General features: G+C 40.1%; 23 protein-coding genes. 6 read left to right on the forward strand and 17 right to left on the reverse strand.

Annotated elements, in window-relative coordinates; translation table 11 throughout:
* Positions 1-83 precede the first annotated feature (83 nt).
* From MKX73_RS02320 to MKX73_RS02330, 3 genes are all read right to left on the reverse strand, one after another.
* Positions 84-2,081 carry an ABC1 kinase family protein gene (locus MKX73_RS02320; RefSeq protein WP_340716110.1) on the reverse strand — a complete coding sequence of 666 codons (1,998 nt, stop codon included), beginning with the start codon at positions 2,079-2,081 and terminating at the stop codon, positions 84-86.
* Between the two features lie 13 nt (positions 2,082-2,094).
* Positions 2,095-2,532, reverse strand: coding sequence for an SACOL1771 family peroxiredoxin (locus tag MKX73_RS02325; protein ID WP_340716111.1), 438 nt, complete (start codon positions 2,530-2,532; stop codon positions 2,095-2,097).
* A 105-nt stretch (positions 2,533-2,637) separates the two neighbouring features.
* Positions 2,638-3,852: a carboxylate--amine ligase gene (locus MKX73_RS02330; RefSeq protein WP_340716112.1), complete on the reverse strand. Its 1,215-nt coding sequence runs from the start codon at positions 3,850-3,852 to the stop codon at positions 2,638-2,640.
* Positions 3,853-4,028: 176 nt separating this feature from the next.
* On the opposite strand from MKX73_RS02330, the gene MKX73_RS02335 reads away from it, so the two are divergent.
* Positions 4,029-4,907, forward strand: coding sequence for a DUF4003 family protein (locus MKX73_RS02335; RefSeq protein WP_340716113.1), 879 nt, complete (start codon positions 4,029-4,031; stop codon positions 4,905-4,907).
* 93 nt (positions 4,908-5,000) lie between these two features.
* On the opposite strand, the gene sstT is transcribed toward MKX73_RS02335, so the two are convergent.
* Positions 5,001-6,212, reverse strand: a complete 1,212-nt coding sequence (gene sstT / locus MKX73_RS02340) for a serine/threonine transporter SstT (protein WP_340716114.1) — start codon at positions 6,210-6,212, stop codon at positions 5,001-5,003.
* A gap of 207 nt (positions 6,213-6,419) precedes the next feature.
* A complete protein-coding gene (locus tag MKX73_RS02345; protein WP_340716115.1) occupies positions 6,420-7,358 on the reverse strand; it encodes a bile acid:sodium symporter family protein in 939 nt (312 codons plus the stop codon).
* A gap of 170 nt (positions 7,359-7,528) precedes the next feature.
* Here MKX73_RS02345 and MKX73_RS02350 point away from each other — a divergent pair, with 170 nt between their 5' ends.
* Positions 7,529-7,729, forward strand: a complete 201-nt coding sequence (locus MKX73_RS02350) for a hypothetical protein (protein ID WP_340716116.1) — start codon at positions 7,529-7,531, stop codon at positions 7,727-7,729.
* Between the two features lie 41 nt (positions 7,730-7,770).
* On the opposite strand, the gene MKX73_RS02355 is transcribed toward MKX73_RS02350, so the two are convergent.
* The 4 genes from MKX73_RS02355 to MKX73_RS02370 form a co-directional block, all read right to left on the reverse strand.
* The gene (locus MKX73_RS02355) at positions 7,771-7,929 is read right to left on the reverse strand and encodes a hypothetical protein (protein ID WP_340716117.1); all 159 of its coding nucleotides are present in this window, start codon (positions 7,927-7,929) and stop codon (positions 7,771-7,773) included.
* Between the two features lie 126 nt (positions 7,930-8,055).
* Entirely contained in the window at positions 8,056-9,123 is a 1,068-nt protein-coding gene (locus MKX73_RS02360) for a hemolysin family protein (protein WP_340716118.1), read from the reverse strand.
* A 56-nt stretch (positions 9,124-9,179) separates the two neighbouring features.
* Positions 9,180-10,508: a hemolysin family protein gene (locus MKX73_RS02365; RefSeq protein WP_340716119.1), complete on the reverse strand. Its 1,329-nt coding sequence runs from the start codon at positions 10,506-10,508 to the stop codon at positions 9,180-9,182.
* Between the two features lie 275 nt (positions 10,509-10,783).
* Positions 10,784-11,254, reverse strand: coding sequence for a Fe-S oxidoreductase (locus MKX73_RS02370; RefSeq protein ID WP_340716120.1), 471 nt, complete (start codon positions 11,252-11,254; stop codon positions 10,784-10,786).
* 268 nt (positions 11,255-11,522) lie between these two features.
* Here MKX73_RS02370 and MKX73_RS02375 point away from each other — a divergent pair, with 268 nt between their 5' ends.
* On the forward strand, positions 11,523-12,023 hold the full coding sequence (locus MKX73_RS02375) for a hypothetical protein (RefSeq protein ID WP_340716121.1): 501 nt from the start codon (positions 11,523-11,525) through the stop codon (positions 12,021-12,023).
* A 252-nt stretch (positions 12,024-12,275) separates the two neighbouring features.
* On the opposite strand, the gene MKX73_RS02380 is transcribed toward MKX73_RS02375, so the two are convergent.
* Both MKX73_RS02380 and MKX73_RS02385 read right to left on the reverse strand, forming a co-directional pair.
* Positions 12,276-12,680 (reverse strand): pyridoxamine 5'-phosphate oxidase family protein, encoded by a 405-nt coding sequence (locus MKX73_RS02380; RefSeq protein WP_340716122.1) that lies wholly within the window; start codon positions 12,678-12,680, stop codon positions 12,276-12,278.
* A 13-nt stretch (positions 12,681-12,693) separates the two neighbouring features.
* Positions 12,694-13,101, reverse strand: a complete 408-nt coding sequence (locus tag MKX73_RS02385; protein ID WP_340716123.1) for a pyridoxamine 5'-phosphate oxidase family protein — start codon at positions 13,099-13,101, stop codon at positions 12,694-12,696.
* A 351-nt stretch (positions 13,102-13,452) separates the two neighbouring features.
* Between MKX73_RS02385 and MKX73_RS02390 the strand changes: the two genes are divergently transcribed.
* The 3 genes from MKX73_RS02390 to MKX73_RS02400 all read left to right on the forward strand — a co-directional run bounded on the left by MKX73_RS02390 (position 13,453) and on the right by MKX73_RS02400 (position 17,423).
* Positions 13,453-14,541, forward strand: a complete 1,089-nt coding sequence (locus MKX73_RS02390) for an extracellular solute-binding protein (protein ID WP_340716124.1) — start codon at positions 13,453-13,455, stop codon at positions 14,539-14,541.
* Positions 14,542-14,615: 74 nt separating this feature from the next.
* Positions 14,616-15,686: an ABC transporter ATP-binding protein gene (locus MKX73_RS02395; RefSeq protein WP_339195622.1), complete on the forward strand. Its 1,071-nt coding sequence runs from the start codon at positions 14,616-14,618 to the stop codon at positions 15,684-15,686.
* A gap of 15 nt (positions 15,687-15,701) precedes the next feature.
* Positions 15,702-17,423, forward strand: coding sequence for an ABC transporter permease (locus tag MKX73_RS02400; protein ID WP_340716125.1), 1,722 nt, complete (start codon positions 15,702-15,704; stop codon positions 17,421-17,423).
* 44 nt (positions 17,424-17,467) lie between these two features.
* On the opposite strand, the gene MKX73_RS02405 is transcribed toward MKX73_RS02400, so the two are convergent.
* The 6 genes from MKX73_RS02405 to MKX73_RS02430 all read right to left on the reverse strand — a co-directional run bounded on the left by MKX73_RS02405 (position 17,468) and on the right by MKX73_RS02430 (position 23,407).
* The gene (locus MKX73_RS02405) at positions 17,468-17,968 is read right to left on the reverse strand and encodes a GNAT family N-acetyltransferase (protein ID WP_340716126.1); all 501 of its coding nucleotides are present in this window, start codon (positions 17,966-17,968) and stop codon (positions 17,468-17,470) included.
* 58 nt (positions 17,969-18,026) lie between these two features.
* Positions 18,027-19,043: a hypothetical protein gene (locus MKX73_RS02410; RefSeq protein WP_340716127.1), complete on the reverse strand. Its 1,017-nt coding sequence runs from the start codon at positions 19,041-19,043 to the stop codon at positions 18,027-18,029.
* Between the two features lie 351 nt (positions 19,044-19,394).
* The gene (locus MKX73_RS02415; protein ID WP_340716128.1) at positions 19,395-20,447 is read right to left on the reverse strand and encodes an NAD(P)/FAD-dependent oxidoreductase; all 1,053 of its coding nucleotides are present in this window, start codon (positions 20,445-20,447) and stop codon (positions 19,395-19,397) included.
* An 82-nt stretch (positions 20,448-20,529) separates the two neighbouring features.
* A complete protein-coding gene (locus tag MKX73_RS02420) occupies positions 20,530-21,345 on the reverse strand; it encodes an ABC transporter ATP-binding protein (RefSeq protein ID WP_340718830.1) in 816 nt (271 codons plus the stop codon).
* The gene (locus MKX73_RS02425) at positions 21,345-22,376 is read right to left on the reverse strand and encodes a FecCD family ABC transporter permease (protein WP_340716129.1); all 1,032 of its coding nucleotides are present in this window, start codon (positions 22,374-22,376) and stop codon (positions 21,345-21,347) included. The genes MKX73_RS02420 and MKX73_RS02425 overlap by 1 nt, the downstream gene beginning before the upstream one ends.
* Entirely contained in the window at positions 22,373-23,407 is a 1,035-nt protein-coding gene (locus MKX73_RS02430) for a FecCD family ABC transporter permease (protein WP_340716130.1), read from the reverse strand. The genes MKX73_RS02425 and MKX73_RS02430 overlap by 4 nt, the downstream gene beginning before the upstream one ends.

Genomic DNA, 23,407 nt, shown 5'->3' on the forward strand with positions numbered 1-23,407 from the left:
ATCTTCTAGCGATTTAGTATTTTATTATAGTAAAGTGCTAAAGCGAAAAAGGACAAAAAAATAGAGATCCCGTAATAGGATCTCTATTTTGTACGCTTCATATCTCGGATTGCTTGAATCGATAATCGTACGAGCAAGATCGCACATAAAAACAAACCTAAATAAGCAGCCGTATTTAAATAAATTGCATAAGCATTATGAATAAATTGAGAGATTGCTAGTAATGCAACCGATATAATTCCAAATGTAATTCCGACCATCAGCAAAACAAACCTTGAAAACAGCTGTGTTACAAACATGGAATTCGCTTTATCCGAAAAAATATCATGATGCAAAATGATTTTACCGCTCTCCACTTTTCTGAATAACTGATCTAGACGGCGCGGTATTTTCCGTAGATTCGGCAACATCAGTGCCAGTTCTTCTTCGATTAAGTCTTTCGTCTCTGCCGGATGTTTGAACGGTTTCAGGAAGCTTGATTTCAAATAATCATTGGAGAAGTCTTTTACTTCACTGAAAATCCTGAATCCCGGGTAAATAATGGACAATGTGCCGTCCAATGTCACAATGGCACGTAATGCCACGTTGACGGATGGATAGAAATGAAGTCCAAATTCACGCACAACAGAGAAAATGGAGTACATTAGCTCATCTGTCGGGATAGTCGATACATAATTGATTTTCAGCAGAATTTGGCTAATTGCCTGCTCCATCTCGTGCTGATTGATATGCTCGGCATTTTCTACAAGCTGGGCAATCCCATCAACAACAAGCGCTGCATCGTTTTGATGAATTCCGACAAGGAAGTACTTTAACCCTTCCTGCTGCAATTCAGCTAAACGGCCGACAGCTCCATAATCGAGAATCGCGACACGTCCGGTTGCTTCCTCAATATAAATATTCCCCGGGTGCGGGTCGGCATGGAAAATCCCGGAAATAAGGGTTTGCTCCAAAAACGAATACAGTAATGTTTTCGCAAACTGATGACGGTCAATTTCCAACTCCGTAAATAAATCATTTGCTACAGTAACGGACTTCCCTTTTATATATTCCATTACGACAACATTGGAATTGCTGCATTCCCGGTATACTTTCGGCACTTTCACATCGATACTGCCGCGTTCTACAATTTTGGCAACCTGCTCCATATTGCGGGCCTCGATATTAAAATCAATTTCTTCCCTCAATGCCATGCTGAAGCCTTTCGCCAAATCGTAAAAGCCCAAGTTTTCGGCCCACTGTGATTTGCTGGTAATCCATCTGGCAAACTCCATTAAAATCGATAGATCATCCTGCATTATATTTTTTACATCAGGCCGTAAAAACTTTACAACGACCGGTTCGTCCGTTTCCTTTAACACCGCTTTATGTACTTGACCGATTGAAGCGGAAGCTAACGGCGTTTTACTTATGTAGGAAAAGACTTGATTCGTACCCGCATTAAAGTTTTCGGCAATGATTTGGTCAACTTGCTGTTCGGAAAGGGGTTTTACATGTTGCTGAAGCTTTTCAAGTTCATCAATAAATATCGGAGACAAAAGCTCCTTACGTGTTGACAGTACTTGTCCAAATTTTATAAATACCCCGCCGCACTGCTCAAGTGTATCCCGTAATGCTTTGGCCAGTTCACGTTCATCTTCGCGGGCCCGGGCGTATTTCATCGTTCGTGTGACTCCGTTCGTTACAGCAATCCCCACTACTTCACGTAAACGTTTTTGACGCTTCCAGTACGTAATGAGTGTTTTAAAATACGAACGTCTGCCGACAGGTGTGCCGTTTTCATTCAATTCTATCGAATCAAACAACTCGAAAAACAGATAAAGCAGCATCGAAATAAGAAGCATACTGCCGAACCAGATAATAGTTGTTATGTTGACAACATTTGAAACGATTCCCTGGTCATAATAGTCCGATCCGCGCAAATATGTATACCAGAAAACAAAGGTAGTCAGTGAAACACTGATCAGCACGGATAATAGTCTTTTCATCAGACTTATTTGTGAGCCGATTAAACGGCCGCTAATAAAGAATATCAGCGCTGATGCAATGAGCAGCTGTATTATTACTGAAATGAAATCCATTCAAATCGCCCCTTTAGGTCAAAGTTAAATGTGTATGCACTTCTACATTCCCTTTTAACGCTTTACTAATCATACAAGTTTCCTCTGCCTTATATGCATAGCGCTCCGCTATACGACGGGCACGTTCATCTTCTTTATTCTGCAGGTCAATGTCGACATAATGGTGGATCGCTTTGTATGTAAAAACACCGTTTGTCACATCAACAAGCCCTTCTGATTTCAAATCCAGCTTTGCGTCAATTTGGCTTCTCTCCAGCATTGCCGCCAGTGTAATTAAATAACAGGTAGCCGCGGCACCTAGGAGCATTTCATCCGGGTTTGTCCCAACACCGGGTCCATCCATTTCGGGCGGAATCGATATTTGTGTCTGCAATCGTTCGGTTTTCAAGTCCCCAACCGCATTTCGCCCTCCTGGCCAGTCAATCGTTAACTTAAAAGTATGTACCGCCATAAATATCACTCTTTTCAATTTTCTTTAACTATAACATTTTGGTCCAAAACTTTCAGATTATTAAAACAGCCGATCAACAGAAAGCTCCTGTTAATCGGCTGTTTTTTACCATACGTTTTGTTTATATTTTTTATAGTAGTTGACCTGACGAATAAACATGTAGATTTTGCGTTTCAAGTGCTTGTCCTGTTTGTAGAACAACGGATTTACAAGTTTCTTTTCCTTGATCAGACGTCGAATATCCTTTTTCACCGTTTCATCGTAAACGAATTTTTTCAATACAATTTTCGGAACGACTGAAAACAGGACATCTCCTTTTAAATACGAGCAAGGTTTCGGAATATCGTAAATCAGATCTTCCACAAAGTTGCGTGCCAAATTATGACCCATTGCATTAATATAATAACTAGAACGACCTTGACGAATATTTACTTCGAACACTTTAAACTTCCCGTCACGCTCATCGTATTTCAAATCAAAGTTACCGTACCCGCGATAGCCGACCGCTTCCAAAAAGCCGCGCAGCTTCGTCATCACTTCTTCGTTGTAGCGGGTTATAAGCGCTGTGTAATTGCCGATCGCTGTTTTCGTATGTTCCTGAAGGACAACTTGTGCAAACGATACAAGCTGTGTTTCCCCTTTTGCATTAACATAGACTACCGAATCCCACATTGCTGTATCATCACCGGGAATATAATCCTGAATAATGAGTTCTTCCTGGTAGCCGCTATTTTTGATCATATCGATTACTTTTTGAACTTCTTCTTTGCTTTCCACTTTGAAAACTTTCGCCTGGCCTTCAAAAGGATGACGGCTGTATTCAATTCCGTTACTCGGTTTAATAATAACCGGATACATCATTTCGGTTTCAAATGCACCATCTGTTTTGCAGTCGTAAAATACAGTCGTTGGTATATCGATGCCGTATTGTTCGCACAGCTTATAGAAATTGGATTTGATCTGCAAGTCATTCATTAAATTCTCATCGATATAGTTGAACACGAAGTAATCTCTTAAAATTGCACGGTTTTCAATGATTAAACGGACGTATAAATCGTTTGTACCGATTAAAATCAGTTTTTCCGCTTCATTTTCATATTTCTTCGCTACGCTAATTAATATTTTGGCAAACTGATCCGGTTCACCAAGTTTTTTGTCATATTCAATCGCACGCGGAATATTGCTCAAGTTCGTAAAAGGCAAAACACCTTTTCCTACTAGAATCGGACGGATTTTATATTCTTCATGGAAAGAAATCGCCATGTTATATGCATTAATATCAGTACCGACAATAATCGGTAAAAATGGTTGTCGAGTCATTACTATACTACCTCTCAATCTGTTCAACGGTCTTCTTATTTGATTTATCACTTATTTATCATACAATACTCTATCGATTTATGCTGTATTTTGTAAACGGTTTTTATTATTTCCCGTGTATTTTAATGAAACTTCTCCCCGTTTAAAACGTACGTATTAAGGAAGAGGTGATCGGGATGAATGCTCAATTACAATTATTTTTTACAAACATTGATAAAATCGTTTTATATTTTGGGGCAGATGCAAAATATTTTTATATTGACCTTGCATTAAAGCTGACTGTCCGCAATATCGTGTTCAACTATGAAGATTATGAAAAAGTCCGTCAGCAGATCAAAACCAATACAAAATGGTATAACTTTGCCCGGATTAATACTGAAATCATTAATACATACTTTGTTCATTATGCGAACAAACCTGAAAAAGTCAGTGAAACTTTAAATCTACATAAAATACTGACAAAGCAGTTTAACCGCCATGATGACAGCTATATTGCGGCTGCCTATTTAAAATCTGAAGAACAGATCGAGCGAATCGATCTGTTAATTAAAGATTTTATGGACAAAGAAAGCGTAAAACATGCACCATTAAAACTTTCCACTAGTGCGATGCTTGCCGGACGGGCGGAAGACACAAAAGTACTGGCAAATAGTGTGGAACAGTATTATCAGTCACTTGTGTCAATCGGTTTTGAACGTACAAAGGACACGACCAATACAGCTGTCATTTTAACAATCGGAACAGGAGATTTTCATCACGAAACCTTTGCCCGGTTAAAAGAGCTGACGACGTATATTAAAAAGACAGAAATAACACTTACAACGCACCGTTACAATACGATAGCCCTGCTCTCACTCGCCAAGTTTGAAGTTCACCAATTTCCGGCACTCCATGATATGCATGAAGAAATCTGTCGCTTTTTAAAATTGGATCGGATGCATTTTAACTCTCTGCTTGTAGCAACCCAAATATACACATCGACCGAAGCAATCGGTAACCTATCTTTATATGATTCTCCACATTTATTTTCTCTGCTGCAGACCATTCAAATCTAGAACATTATAATAGCCACATTTCTGTTGGCGATGCTCATTTAACAATAAAAAACTGTGCCGAACCGGAATTGATTCCGTTCAGCACAGTTTTTATTAGTTTTGTTTACGTTCTTTCGCATATTCAGCAGCTGCTGTAAATACGATATCTGTTGAAGAATTCAATGCTGTTTCACAAGAATCCTGGATTACACCGATAATGAAACCAATTGCCACGACCTGCATCGCAATATCGTCCGAAATCCCGAATAAGCTACACGCTAACGGAATCAGTAACAGCGAGCCGCCCGCAACACCAGATGCACCTGCAGCTGATACTGCAGCCATTACCATTAAGATGACCGCAGTGAGGAAATCAACTTCGATTCCTAATGTATGAGCAGTTGCCATCGTCAGCACGGAAATTGTAATCGCTGCTCCGCCCATATTGATTGTTGCACCTAAAGGTATCGATACAGCATATGTATCTTTATCTAATTTCAGCTTTTCTGCCAATGCCATATTGACTGGAATATTGGCCGCTGAACTACGTGTGAAGAAGGCTGTAATTCCACTCTCTTTAATAGATGTAAAAATTAGAGGATACGGATTTCTTCTTGCTACCGCATATACAATCAGCGGATTCACAACGAGTGCCACGAAGAACATTGTCCCTACAAGAATCAGAATTAGACGGGCATATTCCCCTAATGCTGAAAGTCCTGTTGTAGAAATCGCTTCAAATACTATTCCTAAAATACCGAATGGTGCTAAGTTAATAATCCATTGTACAACTTTCGTAATTGCATCCGAAAAATTCGCAATAACACCTTTTGTAGAATCATTGGATGCTTTTAAAGCAATCCCTAGAACAACTGCCCAAGCTAAAATGCCAAGATAATTTGCATTCATAATGGCTGTTACCGGATTTGTCACGATGTTGAACAGTAATGTTTCAAATACTTCAAGGATTCCGCTAGGCGGAGTCACATCCTGTGCTGCTGTTTTTAATGTTAATACTGTCGGGAAGATATAGCTTGCAATGACTGCTACAAATCCTGCCGCTAATGTCGCAACCCCGTATAAAGCAAGAATCATCTTCATATTTGTTGCTTTGCCGCCAGCATGTGAAGCAATCGCATTAATGACAAGCACAAACACCAAAATCGGTGCAACTGCTTTTAAAGCTGAAACGAACAGAGTCCCCAGAATGGTAATACCACTTACTGCTTCAGGAATCGTCAGTGCTAAAATTATGCCAATAATTATACCAACAATAATACGGTTTACTAAGTTAATACTGTTCCATTTCTCGAACATTCTCTTCATAATTTCCCCCGCTATTCTAAGATGTTACATTGCTTCTGGATGTTTGAGACAAGTAATTGATTTGATTATTACACTACAACAATTCTCCGACTGAAGCTCATTTTAATATAACTCTTCAAAATTTAATGATTTCTCTAGAACAATAATACAATGTGCGACTAAATAACACAACTGTATTTTTCCACAGTACACTATTCATATGCGTCTTTACTCTGTCGCTGAATTTTTTTGAATTATTTTATAAAATATTGAAGCTAATACTTGCTGAAATAACATCCCGAAAACGACCGGCATTGCTACTTTCGAAGGAAAATATGTAGTAGCGATAACGACCCCTACCGCTATATTCCGCATTCCTCCATTAAAGACAAAAGTCGCCTGGTCCGCCTCCGATTTCCAAAATAGACGGCCTAGTAAAAGAGAAAATACATAACCCGAAACTGCTAAAAACAGAACAACGGCAATCACTTTCACAAGCTCCAAATCGATTGTTTTTACATACGGAGCGATCGCACTACTATTAATCATAATAATTCCGAACAAACAGATTTTTGAAATTAAAGACATTGGTTTCCCATATTGTTCGAACAGCTTTCCTTTTGTCCATTCATTGACGAGGATACCTACTATCGAAGGCAGAACAATCATCCAAATGAGATCAAAAATAAGCGCTGGCGTATTTAGCGATATGGACTCCCCGACAACTAAATGCAAAATTAAAGGCATAAGTATCGGAGCAAGCAATGTATCGATCAAAATGATGGCGAGTGATAAAGGCAGATTTCCTTTACTGATCGTCACCCAAATGACACTCGTAACCCCTGTAGGTACGGCAACGGAGATGAGGAATCCGATTGTCAGGAGGCGGTCATCGAATATGAGCTCGGCCAGAAAGAACGCCCATAAAGGCATAAGAATATGTAGAAAAGCGATCATAAATAAAATTGTTTTAGGGTACTGTTTAAAAACTTTTATATCGCGGAATTTCAGATTCAAACTGCTGATGAAAGTCATCACTGCAAATAATAACGGGACTAGAAAAAGGAAATGTGTCCCGATTTTTTCGAGCAGAACACCGATGACTAAGCTGAGCGGTGTTAATACCGGCATCCACTTTTGAATAAATTGGTTGAGCGATTGTACCATGCACTGCGCCTCTTTTCATGAATTAGTATACCTTTACCGAATTGTAACATAAGCACAATACACCCGGACTAGATGAAAATCAGCCTTCTATTAAGCAATGGAACCATTTAAATAGATAAGTCAGCCTACATTATGTTATTTTTATGATATGTATTTAAGGAGGTTTTACAGTGTCATTATCTAAAAAGGGCTATCTTGTCTTATTTATCGGGATCCTTTTATTAATCAGTTCCATCTTCTTCACAACTAATTGGAGCATAACAGCATGGCTGATACTATTTATCTTCAGTCTTCTATTCTGTACAGTCGGAATCATTATGTTAATTGTCAATTTAGTTAAACAAATAAAACTGGAAAAGCAGAACAAGTAAACAAATAAAAAATGAGCAACCTCATTGTTGGTTGCTCACCTTTATTTTTCTTCCTTTACGGACAGGATGTTTACGGCGTCTTCGTATTGAATGCGTACGGTTTTTCTGGCACGTACTGACGATCTTGCTTTTACCTGAACTTGCTTTTTTTCGCCATTATGCTCAATTTCCACTAGGAAGCATCTAGCCCCACATTGCATTTTCTTCAGCTCCTTATACTTTCAATTATAACGACAATTATCCTGATAATCTATTTGTACGCTTTCGTCAATACAGCAAAAAAGCCGTATATAATGGACGATACGACCATCATTTACGACCTTTTACTATGTTGAGGGAACGATAATTCCCCCATCATCTTCATCTTCAATTTCTCCCACAATTTCGGACAAGATATCCTCCATCGTCACTAGACCGATTGTGATTCCTTTTTCGTCCGTTACAATTGCCATATGGTTGCGCGATAGCTGCATTTTTAAAAACACATCTTTTATCGCTACCGTTTCTTTATAGCGGGGAATCTCACGAATGTACGTAGTGAAAGGATTCGTACGCCCTGCAGCAATATCTGTCAGCATCTCCTTAGAGTTTATGAAACCGATAAAAGCTGCTGTATTTTTAGTACGCTCAATGACCGGGTAACGTGTAAATTCGTATTCATCAATTACAGCAAGAATTTGCTCTAATGTATAAGTTTTTTCGATTGTAATCATTTCACTGCGCGGAATCATGACTTCCCTTAGCTTCCGCGTATCAAAAGCGAAAATATTTTCCAGATAGGCAAGCTCTGTCTGATTGATCTCACCGCCTTCGTAACTTTGCGTCACAATCAGTCTAAGCTCTTCTTCCGAGTAAACTGTATCGTGGCCGGCAGGTTTGACACCAAAGATTTTTAGCAACCCGCGAGCAGATCCGTTTAATACGGAGATAATCGGTCCGGTAATTTTCCCGAACCAATATAGCGGCGGTGACAAAATTAGTGTCATTTTTTCAGCATATTGGATGGCCAGTGTTTTTGGCATCAACTCGCCAAGCACTACGTGCAAAAAAGTAACAACCGATAACGCAATTACATAAGAAAGGGCTGTCGCAACCGCGGCCGGAATGCTGAAATACTCAAAAACAGGCTCAAGCATTTTCTCTACGGTCGGTTCACCGAGTGCACCAAGAATTAACGCTGTAATCGTAATCCCAAGCTGACAGGCTGATAAATAATAATCCAGATCCTGTGTTACTTTTTTTGCAGTGACGGCTTTTTTATTGCCCTCTGCGATAAGCTGATCAATCCGTGACATGCGCACTTTTAAAATCGAGAACTCGGCCCCAACGAAAAAGGCTGTCAACAATATAAATACCGCAATTAAAATTAAATTTATAATTATAATACTGTCCAATTAATTCCCCCGAAATATGAGGGATTCACCTCCAAGACATCTAAAGTAACGATCATTTACTGCTGAAGTTTATATTGTCTTAATACAACTTCCTTGATTTGATAATTGTCCATATCTGAAATAACCCAAATATGGTCGTCGAATTTTATTTCATCACCGATTTGAAGCTCTTCTCCGTTTTTGATGGAATCGATATTCGTATGCTGAATCCAGCCCCCGATTGTATCAATCTCGTCACTGTCCTCAAACTCAAATCCGAAACGATCTTCCAGTTCATCGAGCAGTACACGTCCATTAATCGTATACTCGTTTTCCCCTGACTTACGGATATCATCTACTTCATCTTCGTCAAATTCATCCCGAATCTCTCCAACAAGCTCTTCCAAAACGTCTTCCATCGTTAATATACCGGCTGTACCGCCATATTCATCGATAATAACCGTCATATGCACTTTTGCCTTCTGCATTTTTAACAGGGCATCCTGGATACTCGTCACTCCTAAAACAAATGGGACTTTCGTTAAAAACTGCTCAAGCTGTACCGTCCGATTTGAAACGATATAGCTAAGGAGCTTGTTGGCGTTGACGACACCAATAATGCGGTCTTTATCATTATTTTCAACAATAGGATAGCGTGTATAGTTATGTTCATCCAAAATCCGGATAATCTCTTCGGCGTTCATATCTTTGTCGATTGTAACTAAGTCTGTTCGTGGCACCATAATATCTTTTGCAACCCGTTCATCAAAAGCAAATACATTTTCTAAATATTTCAGTTCTTGCTGGTCGATTTGGCCGCCCTGAAAACTTTGTGCCATAATGATTTTCAGTTCTTCTTCTGAATAGGCCTGCTCTTCGCTTGCTGATTTAACACCGATTGCTCGTAACAGTAAACGCGAAGTGCCGTTTAACGCCTGGATAAACGGATACATAATTTTACCGAACCAGTAAAGCGGTCCTGCAAGCATTAATGTCACTTTCTCGGAAAACTGAATCGCTAACGTTTTTGGTGCCATTTCACCAATGACAACATGCAAATAACTTACAATGGCAAGTGCTATTATATAAGAAGCGGCCGAAGCTACTACATCCGAAACATTTAACCAGTCAAATACAGGATGCATCAGTTCTTTTACATACGGCTTCGTAAAAGCACCCAAACCGATTGCTGTAATTGTAATTCCAAGCTGACAGGCTGATAAATAATAATCCAGGTCCCCTGCCACTTTTTTCGCAATGACCGCTTTTTTATTGCCTTCTAAAATCAATTGATCAATACGCGATTTACGAATTTTTACGACAGCAAATTCTGCTGCTACGAAAAATGCGGTTAAACCTAAAAAAATAATTAATAAAATGATGTTTAATATGGTGTTTACGTCCAATTACTTCCCTCAGCGCGAGGGATTCACCTCCAAAATGATTTAATAATAATTTGGTCTTTCTCTTATGTACCCGACTATCCTATTGAACATGCAAACAATAATGATGAAGTTATTAATTCTTTTAAGAGAATTTCTGCCCCAAAACCATCACGTTACAGTTTAAGAAAATTATATAGTTTTTATTGTCCAATCACAATTAATTGTGCCCAAAAATATAAAATTACAAAAAAAGTTTTCAGCTTTGATTGAAACAAAGCTGAAAACCTTTAATAAATTTATTCAACATCGACTGAAGATTTAATAATTTCGCCGTTATATAATTGGACTTTTTCATACTCATCTTTCTCTACTTGAAGAACGAATGTATGGGGCATACCTTCGTCTTCACATTTTTGTCCGACATTGTCAATCAATTGAACCGCCAAGTAATTATCATGTTCGTAAACATTATCGACTGAAGTACCACAGCTGCCCGAATAAGTGACAATAAATACGGCCATATACTTATCCATATCAATTGTGAAATTGTCTACATCAAATCGGCCTTGCAGTGATTCAAATTGTCCTTGTGTATTTGCATAGGCAATATGCGGAACGAGTGATTCATAGATCGGTGCAATTTTTTCATCATACTTAACAATTTCGAATGGTACTGCCTCTTTCTCGGTAAATGTAACTTTTGAACTTTCTCCATTACTACAACCTGCCAACAATAATAGGATGATAGCAAACAAATATTTTTTCATTATAATTTCACTTCTCTTTCTCATCTTCATAGTGATTTTAGTCCAGTTACGCATATTTTTCAAATCTTCTATCTTTCAATAAAGTAATTGTGATTACGTTAACAATTTCCCCTAATTCCTTATGAAATAAAACATCTTAAAGAAAATCCATCTTTGGGCGAAAATTCTAATCATTAAGGTATTTCAACTATTAATAGGCGAATTCCTATTGGCGCTTACCTGCATTTACATACATTACAAAGAATACTGAAGAAAGAAGGTATGCTTGTTGTATCAAAATCCGTTTGAACGCTTTGATGAGAGCCCTGAAGGACAACCATTTCAACAACAGTTTTTCCCAGCCCCACCAGGACCAGGCCCAGGAGGTTTCCCAGGAAGCCCGGGTGGATTCCCCGGATCTGGACCGGGATTCCCTGGAGGTGGGCCTGGAGGTTTCCCAGGTGGCGGCGGCCCCGGCGGCTTCCCTGGAAGTCCCGGAGGCGGATCTGGTGGAGGACCTGGAGGCAATACGCAAATGCCAATGGGACCACCCCCTAGTTTCACTCCGCAAATGCAGCAACTTTCCGCTAGCCATTCTCAGCAAGGTTCCAGTGGTATAAGACGCTGTATGTACCGCAATACGTTTATATGGCAAAGAAACGGTAGCAGCTTCTGGTTCTTCCCGACATTCGTTGCGCCAAATGTCATATTAGGCTTTAGATGGAGTCGTTTCGGCTGGATATTCAGTTCCGTTAACCGAAATTCAATACTGACTTTCCAATGCTTCTAACCTAAATATAAAAGCTCTTATGCGGCAGTGTTCATTACTGTGCCATAAGAGCTTTTACTTATTATGCTGCTTCTTTGCTGTTTTACTTACCTGTATTTTTTCATAGCAGAGCGTGTAATTGGCTGAGCGACTAATAGCTCAATTCAGGACAAACTCTTCCTGTTGTTTTCATCTCACGGTCAACTTCAGCAACAGAAAAAGCAATGACAATAATCGCCATTGCTTCGCTGACTTCGTAAATAAATTAAAAGGTTACAGCTTCAGTTCCTGTGGTTCACCATCATTCATTAATTTGATTGTGATTGGATCAAATTGAAGTGTCACCATATCCCCGTCTTCTGAAGTAAAAACATCTTTAAAGAAGTTTGTGATTTTCAACTTCAATGTATCATCCTTTACTTCGCTCAATTTTGCTGTAATTTCTAAATACGGGGTATGAAGATCTTCCTTAGTATAGCCCAGTAAAATATGTGTATAAGGATTTTCATTCAGATCGTACACTTTTTGAGAGTCTTCGGTTGTTGTCGCATAGAGCGTAAAATTTTCATTAGTAAATGTCATGTAGCGGACATAAGGGTGGCGTCCATTTAATGTAGCCATTGTCCCAATTTTATGGTCTTTAATAATTGAAAGTACTTTTTCTTTTAGTGTTTCCATTACGCTGCCTCCCTTAGTATAGTTGAATCTCTTCCTGGTTTTTTCCGTTTTTATTCATAATTCTCATTCGTGTCGGCGTAACTTGAATTAGCACAAAGTTTCCGTCCGCATGCTCCGGATATTTTTCAAGCAGCTGCTGCTTCACAACATCATTTAATGTTGTCGCCGCATTGCCTTCGATCTCCAGAAACGTTTCAAGTATTCCTTCGCCTTCATACCCTAATAAAATATGGGTACCGCCATATTCCGTAATTTCACGCACTACTTCCGAATCTTCCTGTGCCACCGTATACAGTTTCGACTCTACGTAGTCGAATGTCATATAGCGTGAGTTCGGTACACCGTTATTATTTGTGGCCATAACGCCAATGCTGTTTTCATTTAAAATTTGCAATGCAATTTCTTTATTGCTTTTACTCATATTTTCACTCCTCCGGTAATTTAAGTTCCATCATTCGTGAGATGAGAAGCACGTCCAACCGTATGTAATTCCAAATCAATGGGTAAACCGCTGTTGTGCTGATGCTTTTATAATTCCCTTAATAAATTTAAATAAAACAATTTTTCACCTATTTAACTTGGCAAATAACCTTTTAACCTTCCACCATTCAGAAAATCTCAATTAAAAATTCCTTTCCCTCAATCATGTGAACTGTAAAAAATTAAAAGTTATAGGGATATTTGTTTGAATATTAAAAAAATTGTAGATAAAATGAAATTGGAATAGATATCCTTTATTCTGCATGAAAACTATATGTAAGGAGGACATTGAATGAAAAGATTTACTTGGCTTTCTCTTATTCTTACAGCTCTTTTATTAGTTTTGGCTGCGTGCGGCGACTCCGAAGAGACGACAAATGATTCAACTCAAGGCGATAGCGGCACGACAGAAGGGACAGAAGAAAATGCTTCCGGCAAGCTCGTCATTTACACAGGGCGTGACGAAAACATGGTACAGGGTGTTATTGAAAAGTTTAATGAGCGTTACCCGGATATCGAAGTGGAATATATGACAATGGGTGCACAGCAGATTTTAGAGCGTGTGCGTGGTGAAAAAGCCAATCCGCAAGGTGATTTCTGGTGGGGCGGTACACAGTCAGCGATGATGGTTGCCGCAAATGAAGATTTACTTTTACAGTGGGATCCTTCATTTGTCGATTCCATTGACCCTCTTCACAAAGATGAAGAAAATCGCTGGGTCGGTGAAATGCTGTTACCTGAAGTCATTATGATTAACAGTGATGTCATGTCACCGGAAGAAGGTCCACAGGATTGGGATGATTTACTTGATCCGAAGTGGAAAGATGAAATTTTAATTCGCGGAGTTCTTGCTTCGGGAACGATGCGCACAATCTATTCTTCTATGATTTTCCGTCAGGGTGCCGATGATCCGTCAAAAGGCTATGACTGGCTGATGCAACTTGATGCGAATACGAAAGAATATACACAGGATCCTAACGCATTGTATTTAAAACTGGCACGCCAGGAAGGTTCAATTTCTTTATGGAACCTGCAAGATATTTTACTGAAAAAGCATACAACGGATTACACGTTTGATTTTATTTATCCGGAAAGCGGTGCACCGATCTTAGTCGATGCAGTAGGTATCGTAAACAATGCTAAAAATGAAGCGAACGCTAAATTATTTATGGAATTCCTGTTCGATCAGGAGACAATGGTAGAGCTTTCTAAAGAGTATTACCAAATTCCAACACGTACGGATATTGCGGCGGATGCAATGCCGGACTGGTATAAAGACTTGGATTTAAAACCATTGGATATCGATTGGCAAGTAATGGCCGATAAAGAAGCGGAATGGATGGAGTATTGGGATACAAATATTAAAGGAAAAGGCAAATAGTAGTTATATGACAGACCTCTGAATCAAGAGGTCTTTCTTTTCCTAATTTGTCGGTATGAAGGGAGTTGGATTGGATGAAAGCTGTTCGTATTAACGACGTTTCAAAAAAATTCGGTGATGTCGTGAGCGTCAAAGATTTAGAGCTGGATATAAAATCGGGTGAATTTTTTACATTTCTAGGTCCGAGTGGGTGTGGCAAAACAACAACATTACGGATGATTGCCGGATTTTACTACCCTTCTCAAGGTAAAATTTACTTTGACAATCAGGATGTCACAACATTGCAGCCTAATAAACGGAATATTGGAATGGTGTTTCAAAACTATGCACTCTTCCCGCATATGACAGTCAATGAAAATATTGCATTCGGTCTGGAGATCCGGAAATATGATAGAAAAACGATCAAAGAAAAGGTTGACCGGATACGCGAGCTTGTTCATCTAGGTCCATATGGCTCACGCAAAATCAATGAATTATCGGGTGGTCAGCAGCAGCGTGTTGCTTTGGCACGTGCGCTTGTCATTGAACCTGACATTTTGCTTCTGGATGAGCCATTATCCAATTTGGATGCAAAATTACGTGAGGAAACGCGGATTGAAATCAAACGGATTCAGTCGGAACTGGGTGTGACGACAATTTACGTTACCCATGACCAGACTGAGGCGATGGCAATGTCCGACCGGATTATGGTAATGGAGCATGGCGTCGTCAAACAAATCGGTACGCCACAGGAAATTTACCATCGGCCAAACAACCGCTTTGTCGCTACTTTTATCGGAGAGACAAACTTGCTTACGATGAAAGTAAAATCGATTGAAGACAATATGATTACCGTTACAAATGATAAAGGACTTGAACTGCAAGGCCTGACAGAAAACTTGGCAGCGGGTCTTCAAGTAGCAATCGGAGACGAAATTTATGTATCCGTCCGTCCTGAAGCATTTGAAAGCGGTCCTGGTGAAAACACCGTTACAGGTATCGTCGAGCTGATCGAATTTACCGGAATCAGCGTAAATTACTTTATCAAATGGAATGATACTACATTAAAAGCAATGATTATTAGTCGGGGTACTGCAATACTGCAAGCTGGCGATATGATTGAACTACATATCCCGAAACAAAATATTTATTTCCTAGGAGAATAAGAGAGGAGGCACACAATGAGCAAAAAATCCGTTGACACATACGAAGCGAGTTGGTGGTCTCGTCTTACACAATCACGCTATTTTGTCTATATTCTTATCTCCCCGCTGTTTTTAATATTGTTTGCCTATGTTATTTATCCATTTTACTCAACGTTTATTCAGAGTTTTGCCGGAGACAATCAGCTGGCAAACTATCAGAAGTTTTTCAGTTTAGAAAGTACAGCCAATCTGGAGGCACTTTGGAACAGCTTTTATATATCGATCATCAGTGTCATCTGCTGTGCTGTTGTCGGGGTCATGATGGCCTTTTTACTGGAACGCTATGACTTTCCGGGTCGCCGTCTTCTCTCTGTTTTAGTACTTGTCCCGATGGCATTGCCCCCCTTGGTCGGAGTTTTATCCTTTACATTTTTATATGGTGAAAGCGGCATCTTCCCGCGCTTATTCCAGCAGATGTTTCAATTGGAAGATGTTCCGTTTGCATTAAAAGGGATTTGGGGTGTCATTGTTGTTCATACGTTTACGATGTATACGTACTTCTATTTGACCGCTTCTGCAGCTATTAAAGGGCTTGATCCTTCTTTGGAAGAAGCCGCAACCAGCCTGGGAGCAAGCAGGATACGCGTTTGGCGGAAGATTATTTTGCCGATGCTTACCCCATCTTTAATCGCATCTTCCCTCCTCGTTTTCATGGTGTCGATGGCATCCTATACAGCGCCACTCATGTTCGGGGTTGAACGTACAATGACGATGCAAATTTATTTATCACGGACAAACGGCAATTTGGATATGGCGGCAACGCAGTCGACCATTTTATCATTCGTGTCCATTACCTTTTTGCTTATTATGCGCTGGTATCAAAACCGACGTAACTATCAGAATTTAAGTAAAGGGATCAGTGTTCACCGTTCGGAAGTGAGCTCGAAGCCTTTGAAGTATTTAGCGGTTACACTTTCCTTCATCGGAACGCTAATTTTAATCTTGCCGATTTTAGTGCTGATTTTAATTTCATTTTCAAAAGACGGTGCCTGGACAATTCAGATTCTGCCGACCGAATATACGCTTGATCATTATAAAGCGCTATTTACGGATGAACGCACATGGCGGCCAATTTGGAACTCGCTGCAAATGGGCTTCATCGCAACAGTCGGCAATATTATATTCGGTGTTGCTGCTGCTTATGCGATGGTCAGACTTAGCTTCAAAGGAAAAACAGCACTCGATATTCTAATTACGATCCCGTGGGCATTGCCGGGTACAGTTGTAGCTGTTAACTTAATCGCTGCGTTTTCCACGGAAAGCGTATTTACATTCAATCAAGTATTGATCGGTTCATTCTGGATTTTACCGCTTGCGTATTTTATCCGGCATTTGCCGCTTGTCTTCAGGTCAACATCCGCGTCCCTCATGCAGTTGGATCAGTCCGTGGAAGAGGCTTCGCGAAGTTTAGGGGCCTCGTGGTGGTATACATTCAGAAGAATTGTCATCCCGCTTACTTTATCTGGCGTTCTAGCCGGGACATTGCTCGCTTTTGTGCAAAGTATCGGGGAGTTCGTCGCATCGATTTTGATTTATAATACATCAACGATTCCTCTGTCGGTTGCCATATTCCAGAAGCTGTATGCCTTCAAGTTCGGTACAGCATGCGCATATGGTGTGCTGCAGATCATTTTAATCCTCATTGTCCTGATCATTTCAGAACGTTTATCAAAAGGCTCTGCAGGGAGCGCTATTTAACGCAAAAAAAGTAAAAGCAGAAAAACTGCTTTTACTTTTTTGCGTTATAGCTCTTTTACCATCCATACTTGATCATAGTAGCTGCCTTCAACCTTCAGGGCACGCTCTTCCTTTGCAAATCGCTTAAATCCTAGTGATTCGTAAAGAGAGATTGCCTGTTCATTTGTAGACTCGACAGTTAAATGCAGCTGTTCAAGACCATCATTTTCTCTTAATAGGCGCAACAGTTCTTCTATCATATCCCGCGCTACGCCTTTTCCTCTTGATTCAGGCATAACATAGAGTCCGACAAGAACACCTTTATGATTCAGTTTTGCACCCGTTTCTCTTTTAAATGTCGCAATTCCGATCAGCTCGTTCTCTTCAAATGCCCCAAGCGTAAATATATCGGCTTGCGGACGAAGACGCTGTTCAATTTCCGGGACCGTATAATTGTTCTCATGTTCAAAAGACGAGCTAAATGATGTTGGAGAATGTAAAAGCCCGTGTAATCTAACGTGTTTATATTGTTCGGCATCTTTATAACCTAATATTCGAATGTTCATCTTTTCACCTCATAACATTGCGTTCTATAATCTATACCCTCTTTCTTCATCTTTTACACTATTTCTCTACTATTGCTGACTCAATTTCGTTACGTAAAAGGGCTGGCGTGTCTGCATAAATCCCGATATATTTTGCCTTTTTTTCAAATCCGCCAACTATTTGAATCGTCTGCAATTCCTTCAGTTCAAGTACAAAATCAGGCTGTTCCACAGTATTTCCTATCACTTTAAAATGATGAATCTTTTCATCTTGAACAGACGTATGCAGTTGCGAAATATTTTTCAGGTCAATTTTGGTCTGTTTCAATAAGCCGTTGGAAAGATATAAATTTCCGTTTTCGATACGGACTGGATTTAGTACTAATGCGCGGGAATCTGCCAGCAAAAATAGGAGTCCATAAAGTGAGAGAACGGTATGGCCCCAAGCTAAAATCGGCATACGGTCATGGAAAAACCAATGAAATGCGATTGCTTCAAATAAAGCTGCATGAAAAATCATCACTAATACAGCTGCATACATCGTATTTTTGTGAACAGTAAATCCGCCTGGCTGTTTTTTCTTCCAACTGCAAAACGCATAATAAAAAACGAGTATCTCCTGGCAAAGTACTCTCATTAATACGTTATCTTTCACTTTCTCTTCTACAATCCGAGGAAACGCAAAAATAAGTTGCTCCTGTTCTAGTTTGACCGCCCGAATGATGCTCGGTAAGTATTTTATGAAAACAAATAAAATAATTAATTCCACAAAAACCAATCCCGCTTCAACAGCGATCGCAGAAAAAGCTATATAACGGAAAGGTTCCATCAATCCATTCGGGATGACTAGCCTAACAAATAAAATGCCCGCAGCAACAAAGACAACAAAACTTTTGACTGTCCATTTACCCTTTTGCAGCAAGAGAAGCGCAGGTGATACAACCGCACAGTCAATTAGTGAACCGATGACCATTCCGCGTACTTGCTCCTCTGAAAGTGCGGAAACAAACGACAACTGATAGACAACCATATTGCCAAGTAAAATGACACAGGCAATCAAGAGCCACTTATAATCAGCTACTCTTTGGAAAACCATAGCACTTCGCCTTCCTTTCACGCATTGCACATATTCCATAATACTTCCATTATAATTGATTACTATCCTTCCATCATCAATGAAAAAGAGGCCGTGACATTACCCAAAAGCACTATTTTTCTCTGAGAGAAAAATAGCACTTTTTTGCTGAACGTTAAAATTGATTTCCATTCCGGGACGCTTTCCGCGGGCGTGGCCTGAGCCTGTAGTCTCAGGCGTCACGCTATTCCCGCAGGAGTCGCCCTGCATTCCAATCAATTTTTCAAATATCCGTTTTTTAATAATGTCTTTCCTCTTATTTAACGGTAATTCTACTTATGTCCCAGCCTCTGTAATTATTCGTTCATCATACTAGCCATTCACGAGCATGTCCTTCATCAGTTCACGGTTGCGTTTTTCGAACACTTCATTATGCGAAGAAACTTTTGCAAACTGATCTGCTGTCGGTTCAAGGCTGATTTTGATGGCGTTGATCGCATTGACAGCATCTTGGAATGTACCAGTAATTAAATATACTTTATTATCATATTTGGAAATATCGCCAACAGCATAAATACCGTCAACCGATGTCAGCCCTTTACCGTCCGTCAAATAATAATAGTCATAGTCTTTATCTTTTTCAGGAGATAGTGCCGCATCAAAAGAAAAGGAAGAATCCCGGTCATAGCCGTGGTTTACAAGGACATCATCCACTACGATTTTCGATGTTTCCTTTGTTACGACATTTTCCAAAATAACTTCTTCTATTTTTGTCTTCGTTTCATTCGCTACAAGTGTTTTAATCTGTGTATTTGTAATGATAGGAACGCCATTATCCTGTAAATGACGGATTTGTGCTTCGTGCGCAGATAGCTTTTCGCCTCTGTAAATGACGGTAATCTGCTTGGCAATACCGATCAGGTCCTTTGCCCAGTCAATCGCCGAGTTGCCTCCGCCTGAAATCAGCAGTGACTTGTCCTTAAAGCTTTGAATGCCTCGAATTGTATAATGCAAGTTCGATACTTCATACTTTTCCGCGCCTTCAATATGCAATTTAATCGGGCTAATAATGCCCCCGCCTACTGCAACAATCACTTTTTTCGAATAGTGTTTTTCGCCTGAACTTGTCTCAATCACAAATATATCTTCTTTTTTTGTGATGAAATCGACTTTCGTATTTAGACATACGGTTGGCTTAAATGTCAGTCCCTGTTTAATGAGATTTTCAATGATTTGCTGTGCTGGTGTTGGAGGCATACCGCCGATATCCCAAATGATCTTTTCAGGATAAACGTGAAGCTTCCCGCCGAGCGTCGGCTGAAATTCAATAATTTTCGTTTTTAAATCTCTCAACCCTGCATAGAACGCACTGTATAATCCGCTAGGACCACCGCCAATTATCGTTACATCATAAATATCGTTCATTCGAAACACTCCATTCTTTTCATTTGTCGGACAATAACACTTTTCGCGAAATCGCCTCCGGATTCCATTGACTAAGTTGCAGCTAAACGAGCATTGCGGATTTCGAATGGTGTCTTCCGATTGGTACAACAGAAGGCGAATCCGAAACAGGATCTTGTGTGACAACACAGTTTAAATTAAATATATCTTTGATCAATTCACTCGTAATTACGTTTGCTGGTGTACCCTCTGAAACAAGTCGACCTTTATGTAAAGCAAAAATATAGTCGGCATAGCGGGCGGATAAATTAATATCATGGAGTACCATTACAATTGTCGTTCCGTATTTACTATTTAAATCCGTCAATAAGTCCAAAATCTCAACTTGGTACGTAATATCCAAGTATGTAGTCGGTTCGTCCAAAAACAAAATGTCGGTTTGCTGTGCAAGTGCCATTGCAATCCATACACGTTGTCTTTGCCCTCCTGAAAGCTCATCGATATGACTGTCGGCAAGTTCGGTAATGTTCATCATTTCCATCGCTTCCGCAACTGCATCATAATCCTCAGTTGACCAGCCCTTTAAAAAGCTCTGATGCGGAAACCGGCCGCGGCCAACCAAGTCTGCAACCGTGATCCCTTCAGGAACGATCGGTGATTGCGGAAGAAGTCCTAAAACACGTGCAAGCTGTTTTGGCGGGATTTTGTTAATCGATTTATCATCCAACAATACTTGGCCGGAGATCGGCTTGATTAATCGTGCCATCGTTTTTAAAAGCGTCGATTTCCCACACCCATTCGAACCGATAATAATGCTGATTTTATTGCTTGGAATCGCTAGACTGACACCTTGTAAAATCGCTTTGTTGTCATAGCCTGCAACAAGATTTTCCGTTTGGAATGTATGTGTCGATTTCATCATAAATCTCCTTTCCGATTAATACGGATTAATAAATAAATTAAGTATGGTGCACCGATTATCCCTGTAATAACCCCTACCGGATAGCGTGTCTCAAAAGCAAACTGTCCGATAAGATCTGCCGCCAGTACTAAAATGACCCCGATTAAACCTGCAGGGATAAGACCCGAAAATCCGACACCTGTTAATTTTTTGGCAATAGGACCTGCCAGGAATGAAATAAAGGCAATCGGACCCGTTGCAGCTGTCGCCAATGCAATCATAAGCACCGACGTAATAATAAGAATGACTCTCGTTTGATTTGTATTGACGCCTAGAGACGTCGCCGCCTGTTCACCAAGCTCCAGCATTTCCAGACGCTTTGCAAAATACATTAAAATCGGTGTGCAAATACACACGATAAGAATTAACGGATATAAGTTCGTTAATTTTGCACCGTTTAAACTGCCGCTCAGCCACCTCATTGCAGCCGGAATATCATGTGTATCCCCAATGAGCATCAGATAGTTGATAAAGGCCGTCAGCATCGCCTGAATCCCGATACCGATTAAAATTAGTCGACCGATCGAAAAGGAAGTGCCTTTTGCCAGCAGATAGATAAAGACAGCTGTTGCAAGCCCTCCGATTACAGCTGCGATGGATACGGCCGTATTGCTTGCATTTAATACAATGATGCAAAATACAGCTGCAGCACTTGAACCTGTTGTAATCCCGATTACATTCGGATTTGCCAGCGGGTTGCGCAGCATCGTCTGGAAAATATAGCCCCCGACACCAAATGCAAAGCCTGCAAACAAACCGGCCACCATTCTAGGGAAACGAATTGTATTTACCGCAAAGGATGCTCCCTTCACTTGTTCACCTAGTAAAACCTTTATGACATCCTGCACCGGATAAATCGTGTTGCCGAGCATAAGCATCAAACCGCAAAGAACTAGCGAAATGATTGCCAGCAAGGAAGTCATCATTATAAACCGGCGTTTTCTTTTTAATCTTGACGTCTTAATCATCTTCATCGTTTCATTCATCATATTGCACGCATTTTCGCTTTCATCGTAATTAAAATTAAAATCGGCGCACCTATAAAGGCCGTCACAATTCCAACTTCGAGCTCACTTGGACTGCCAAGAAGCCTTCCGATCACATCGGAAAAGGTTAAAATAATTGCCCCCGACAATGCTGACATCGGAATAATATAACGTAGATCAGGACCTACTACGAGACGTACGATATGTGTAGCTAATAAACCAATAAAGCCGATTGGACCTGCCAATGCCGTCGCAGCACCACATAATAATACGCCACCTAATGCCGCTGCAATTCTTACAGTACCCGTGCGTACACCCAGCCCTGTCGCAACATCATCACCCAATGCCATCGCATTCAATGCCGGAGCTGTAATTAAGGCAACAAATAGTCCTACTACAATAAATGGAATAAATAATGTGATGGAATCCCAGCTCCCGGAACCGACACTTCCGACCTGCCAAAATCTGAACTGATCCATTACATTCGTTCTTGGTATCATTATTGCAACGACCAGTGAGGATAAAATTGCACTTGTAGCAGCACCTGCAAGCACAAGCTTTAATGGTGTTGCGCCACCTCTCCCCATTGAACCGATCCCAAATACAAAAATAGCGGTAATAAAAGCACCCGCTATCGCAAGCCAAATATACTGATTTGCTGAACTGATATTTAAAAAGGCAATGCCACAAACGACAAAAAGGGATGCCCCTGTATTGACACCTAATATACTTGGATCTGCAATAGGGTTACGTGTTACCGATTGCATAAGCGCACCGGAAACTCCTAATGTTGCACCACATAGTAAGCAGAAAATAGTTCTTACCACACGCTGCCTTACGACGTTCGCTTCATGAGACTGAGCCTCTGAATGGAATAACCCATTCAGAAGATCTGTCCAGCCTATCATCCGCGAACCAAATACAAGTGATGCTAGTATACATAGCCCGAGTAAAATTATCAAAAGTAATAATACTTTGATAAAATTTCGCGGCATCATAATTTGCTTCTTTTCTAAAACGGATGTACTTTTCAT

This window comes from Solibacillus sp. FSL W7-1436, assembly GCF_038007305.1.
Taxonomy (GTDB): domain Bacteria; phylum Bacillota; class Bacilli; order Bacillales_A; family Planococcaceae; genus Solibacillus.

What these genes read in the sequence shown, in the direction of transcription:
- MKX73_RS02320 (WP_340716110.1), bottom strand. Translation starts at nt 2,081, where the DNA reads ATGGATTTCATTTCAGTAATAATACAGCTGCTCATTGCATCAGCGCTG.
- MKX73_RS02325 (WP_340716111.1), bottom strand. Translation starts at nt 2,532, where the DNA reads ATGGCGGTACATACTTTTAAGTTAACGATTGACTGGCCAGGAGGGCGA.
- MKX73_RS02330 (WP_340716112.1), bottom strand. Translation starts at nt 3,852, where the DNA reads ATGACTCGACAACCATTTTTACCGATTATTGTCGGTACTGATATTAAT.
- MKX73_RS02335 (WP_340716113.1), top strand. Translation starts at nt 4,029, where the DNA reads ATGAATGCTCAATTACAATTATTTTTTACAAACATTGATAAAATCGTT.
- sstT (WP_340716114.1), bottom strand. Translation starts at nt 6,212, where the DNA reads ATGAAGAGAATGTTCGAGAAATGGAACAGTATTAACTTAGTAAACCGT.
- MKX73_RS02345 (WP_340716115.1), bottom strand. Translation starts at nt 7,358, where the DNA reads ATGGTACAATCGCTCAACCAATTTATTCAAAAGTGGATGCCGGTATTA.
- MKX73_RS02355 (WP_340716117.1), bottom strand. Translation starts at nt 7,929, where the DNA reads ATGCAATGTGGGGCTAGATGCTTCCTAGTGGAAATTGAGCATAATGGC.
- MKX73_RS02370 (WP_340716120.1), bottom strand. Translation starts at nt 11,254, where the DNA reads ATGAAAAAATATTTGTTTGCTATCATCCTATTATTGTTGGCAGGTTGT.
- MKX73_RS02380 (WP_340716122.1), bottom strand. Translation starts at nt 12,680, where the DNA reads ATGGAAACACTAAAAGAAAAAGTACTTTCAATTATTAAAGACCATAAA.
- MKX73_RS02385 (WP_340716123.1), bottom strand. Translation starts at nt 13,101, where the DNA reads ATGAGTAAAAGCAATAAAGAAATTGCATTGCAAATTTTAAATGAAAAC.
- MKX73_RS02390 (WP_340716124.1), top strand. Translation starts at nt 13,453, where the DNA reads ATGAAAAGATTTACTTGGCTTTCTCTTATTCTTACAGCTCTTTTATTA.
- MKX73_RS02395 (WP_339195622.1), top strand. Translation starts at nt 14,616, where the DNA reads ATGAAAGCTGTTCGTATTAACGACGTTTCAAAAAAATTCGGTGATGTC.
- MKX73_RS02400 (WP_340716125.1), top strand. Translation starts at nt 15,702, where the DNA reads ATGAGCAAAAAATCCGTTGACACATACGAAGCGAGTTGGTGGTCTCGT.
- MKX73_RS02405 (WP_340716126.1), bottom strand. Translation starts at nt 17,968, where the DNA reads ATGAACATTCGAATATTAGGTTATAAAGATGCCGAACAATATAAACAC.
- MKX73_RS02410 (WP_340716127.1), bottom strand. Translation starts at nt 19,043, where the DNA reads ATGGTTTTCCAAAGAGTAGCTGATTATAAGTGGCTCTTGATTGCCTGT.
- MKX73_RS02415 (WP_340716128.1), bottom strand. Translation starts at nt 20,447, where the DNA reads ATGAACGATATTTATGATGTAACGATAATTGGCGGTGGTCCTAGCGGA.
- MKX73_RS02420 (WP_340718830.1), bottom strand. Translation starts at nt 21,345, where the DNA reads ATGAAATCGACACATACATTCCAAACGGAAAATCTTGTTGCAGGCTAT.
- MKX73_RS02425 (WP_340716129.1), bottom strand. Translation starts at nt 22,376, where the DNA reads ATGATGAATGAAACGATGAAGATGATTAAGACGTCAAGATTAAAAAGA.
- MKX73_RS02430 (WP_340716130.1), bottom strand. Translation starts at nt 23,407, where the DNA reads ATGAAAAGTACATCCGTTTTAGAAAAGAAGCAAATTATGATGCCGCGA.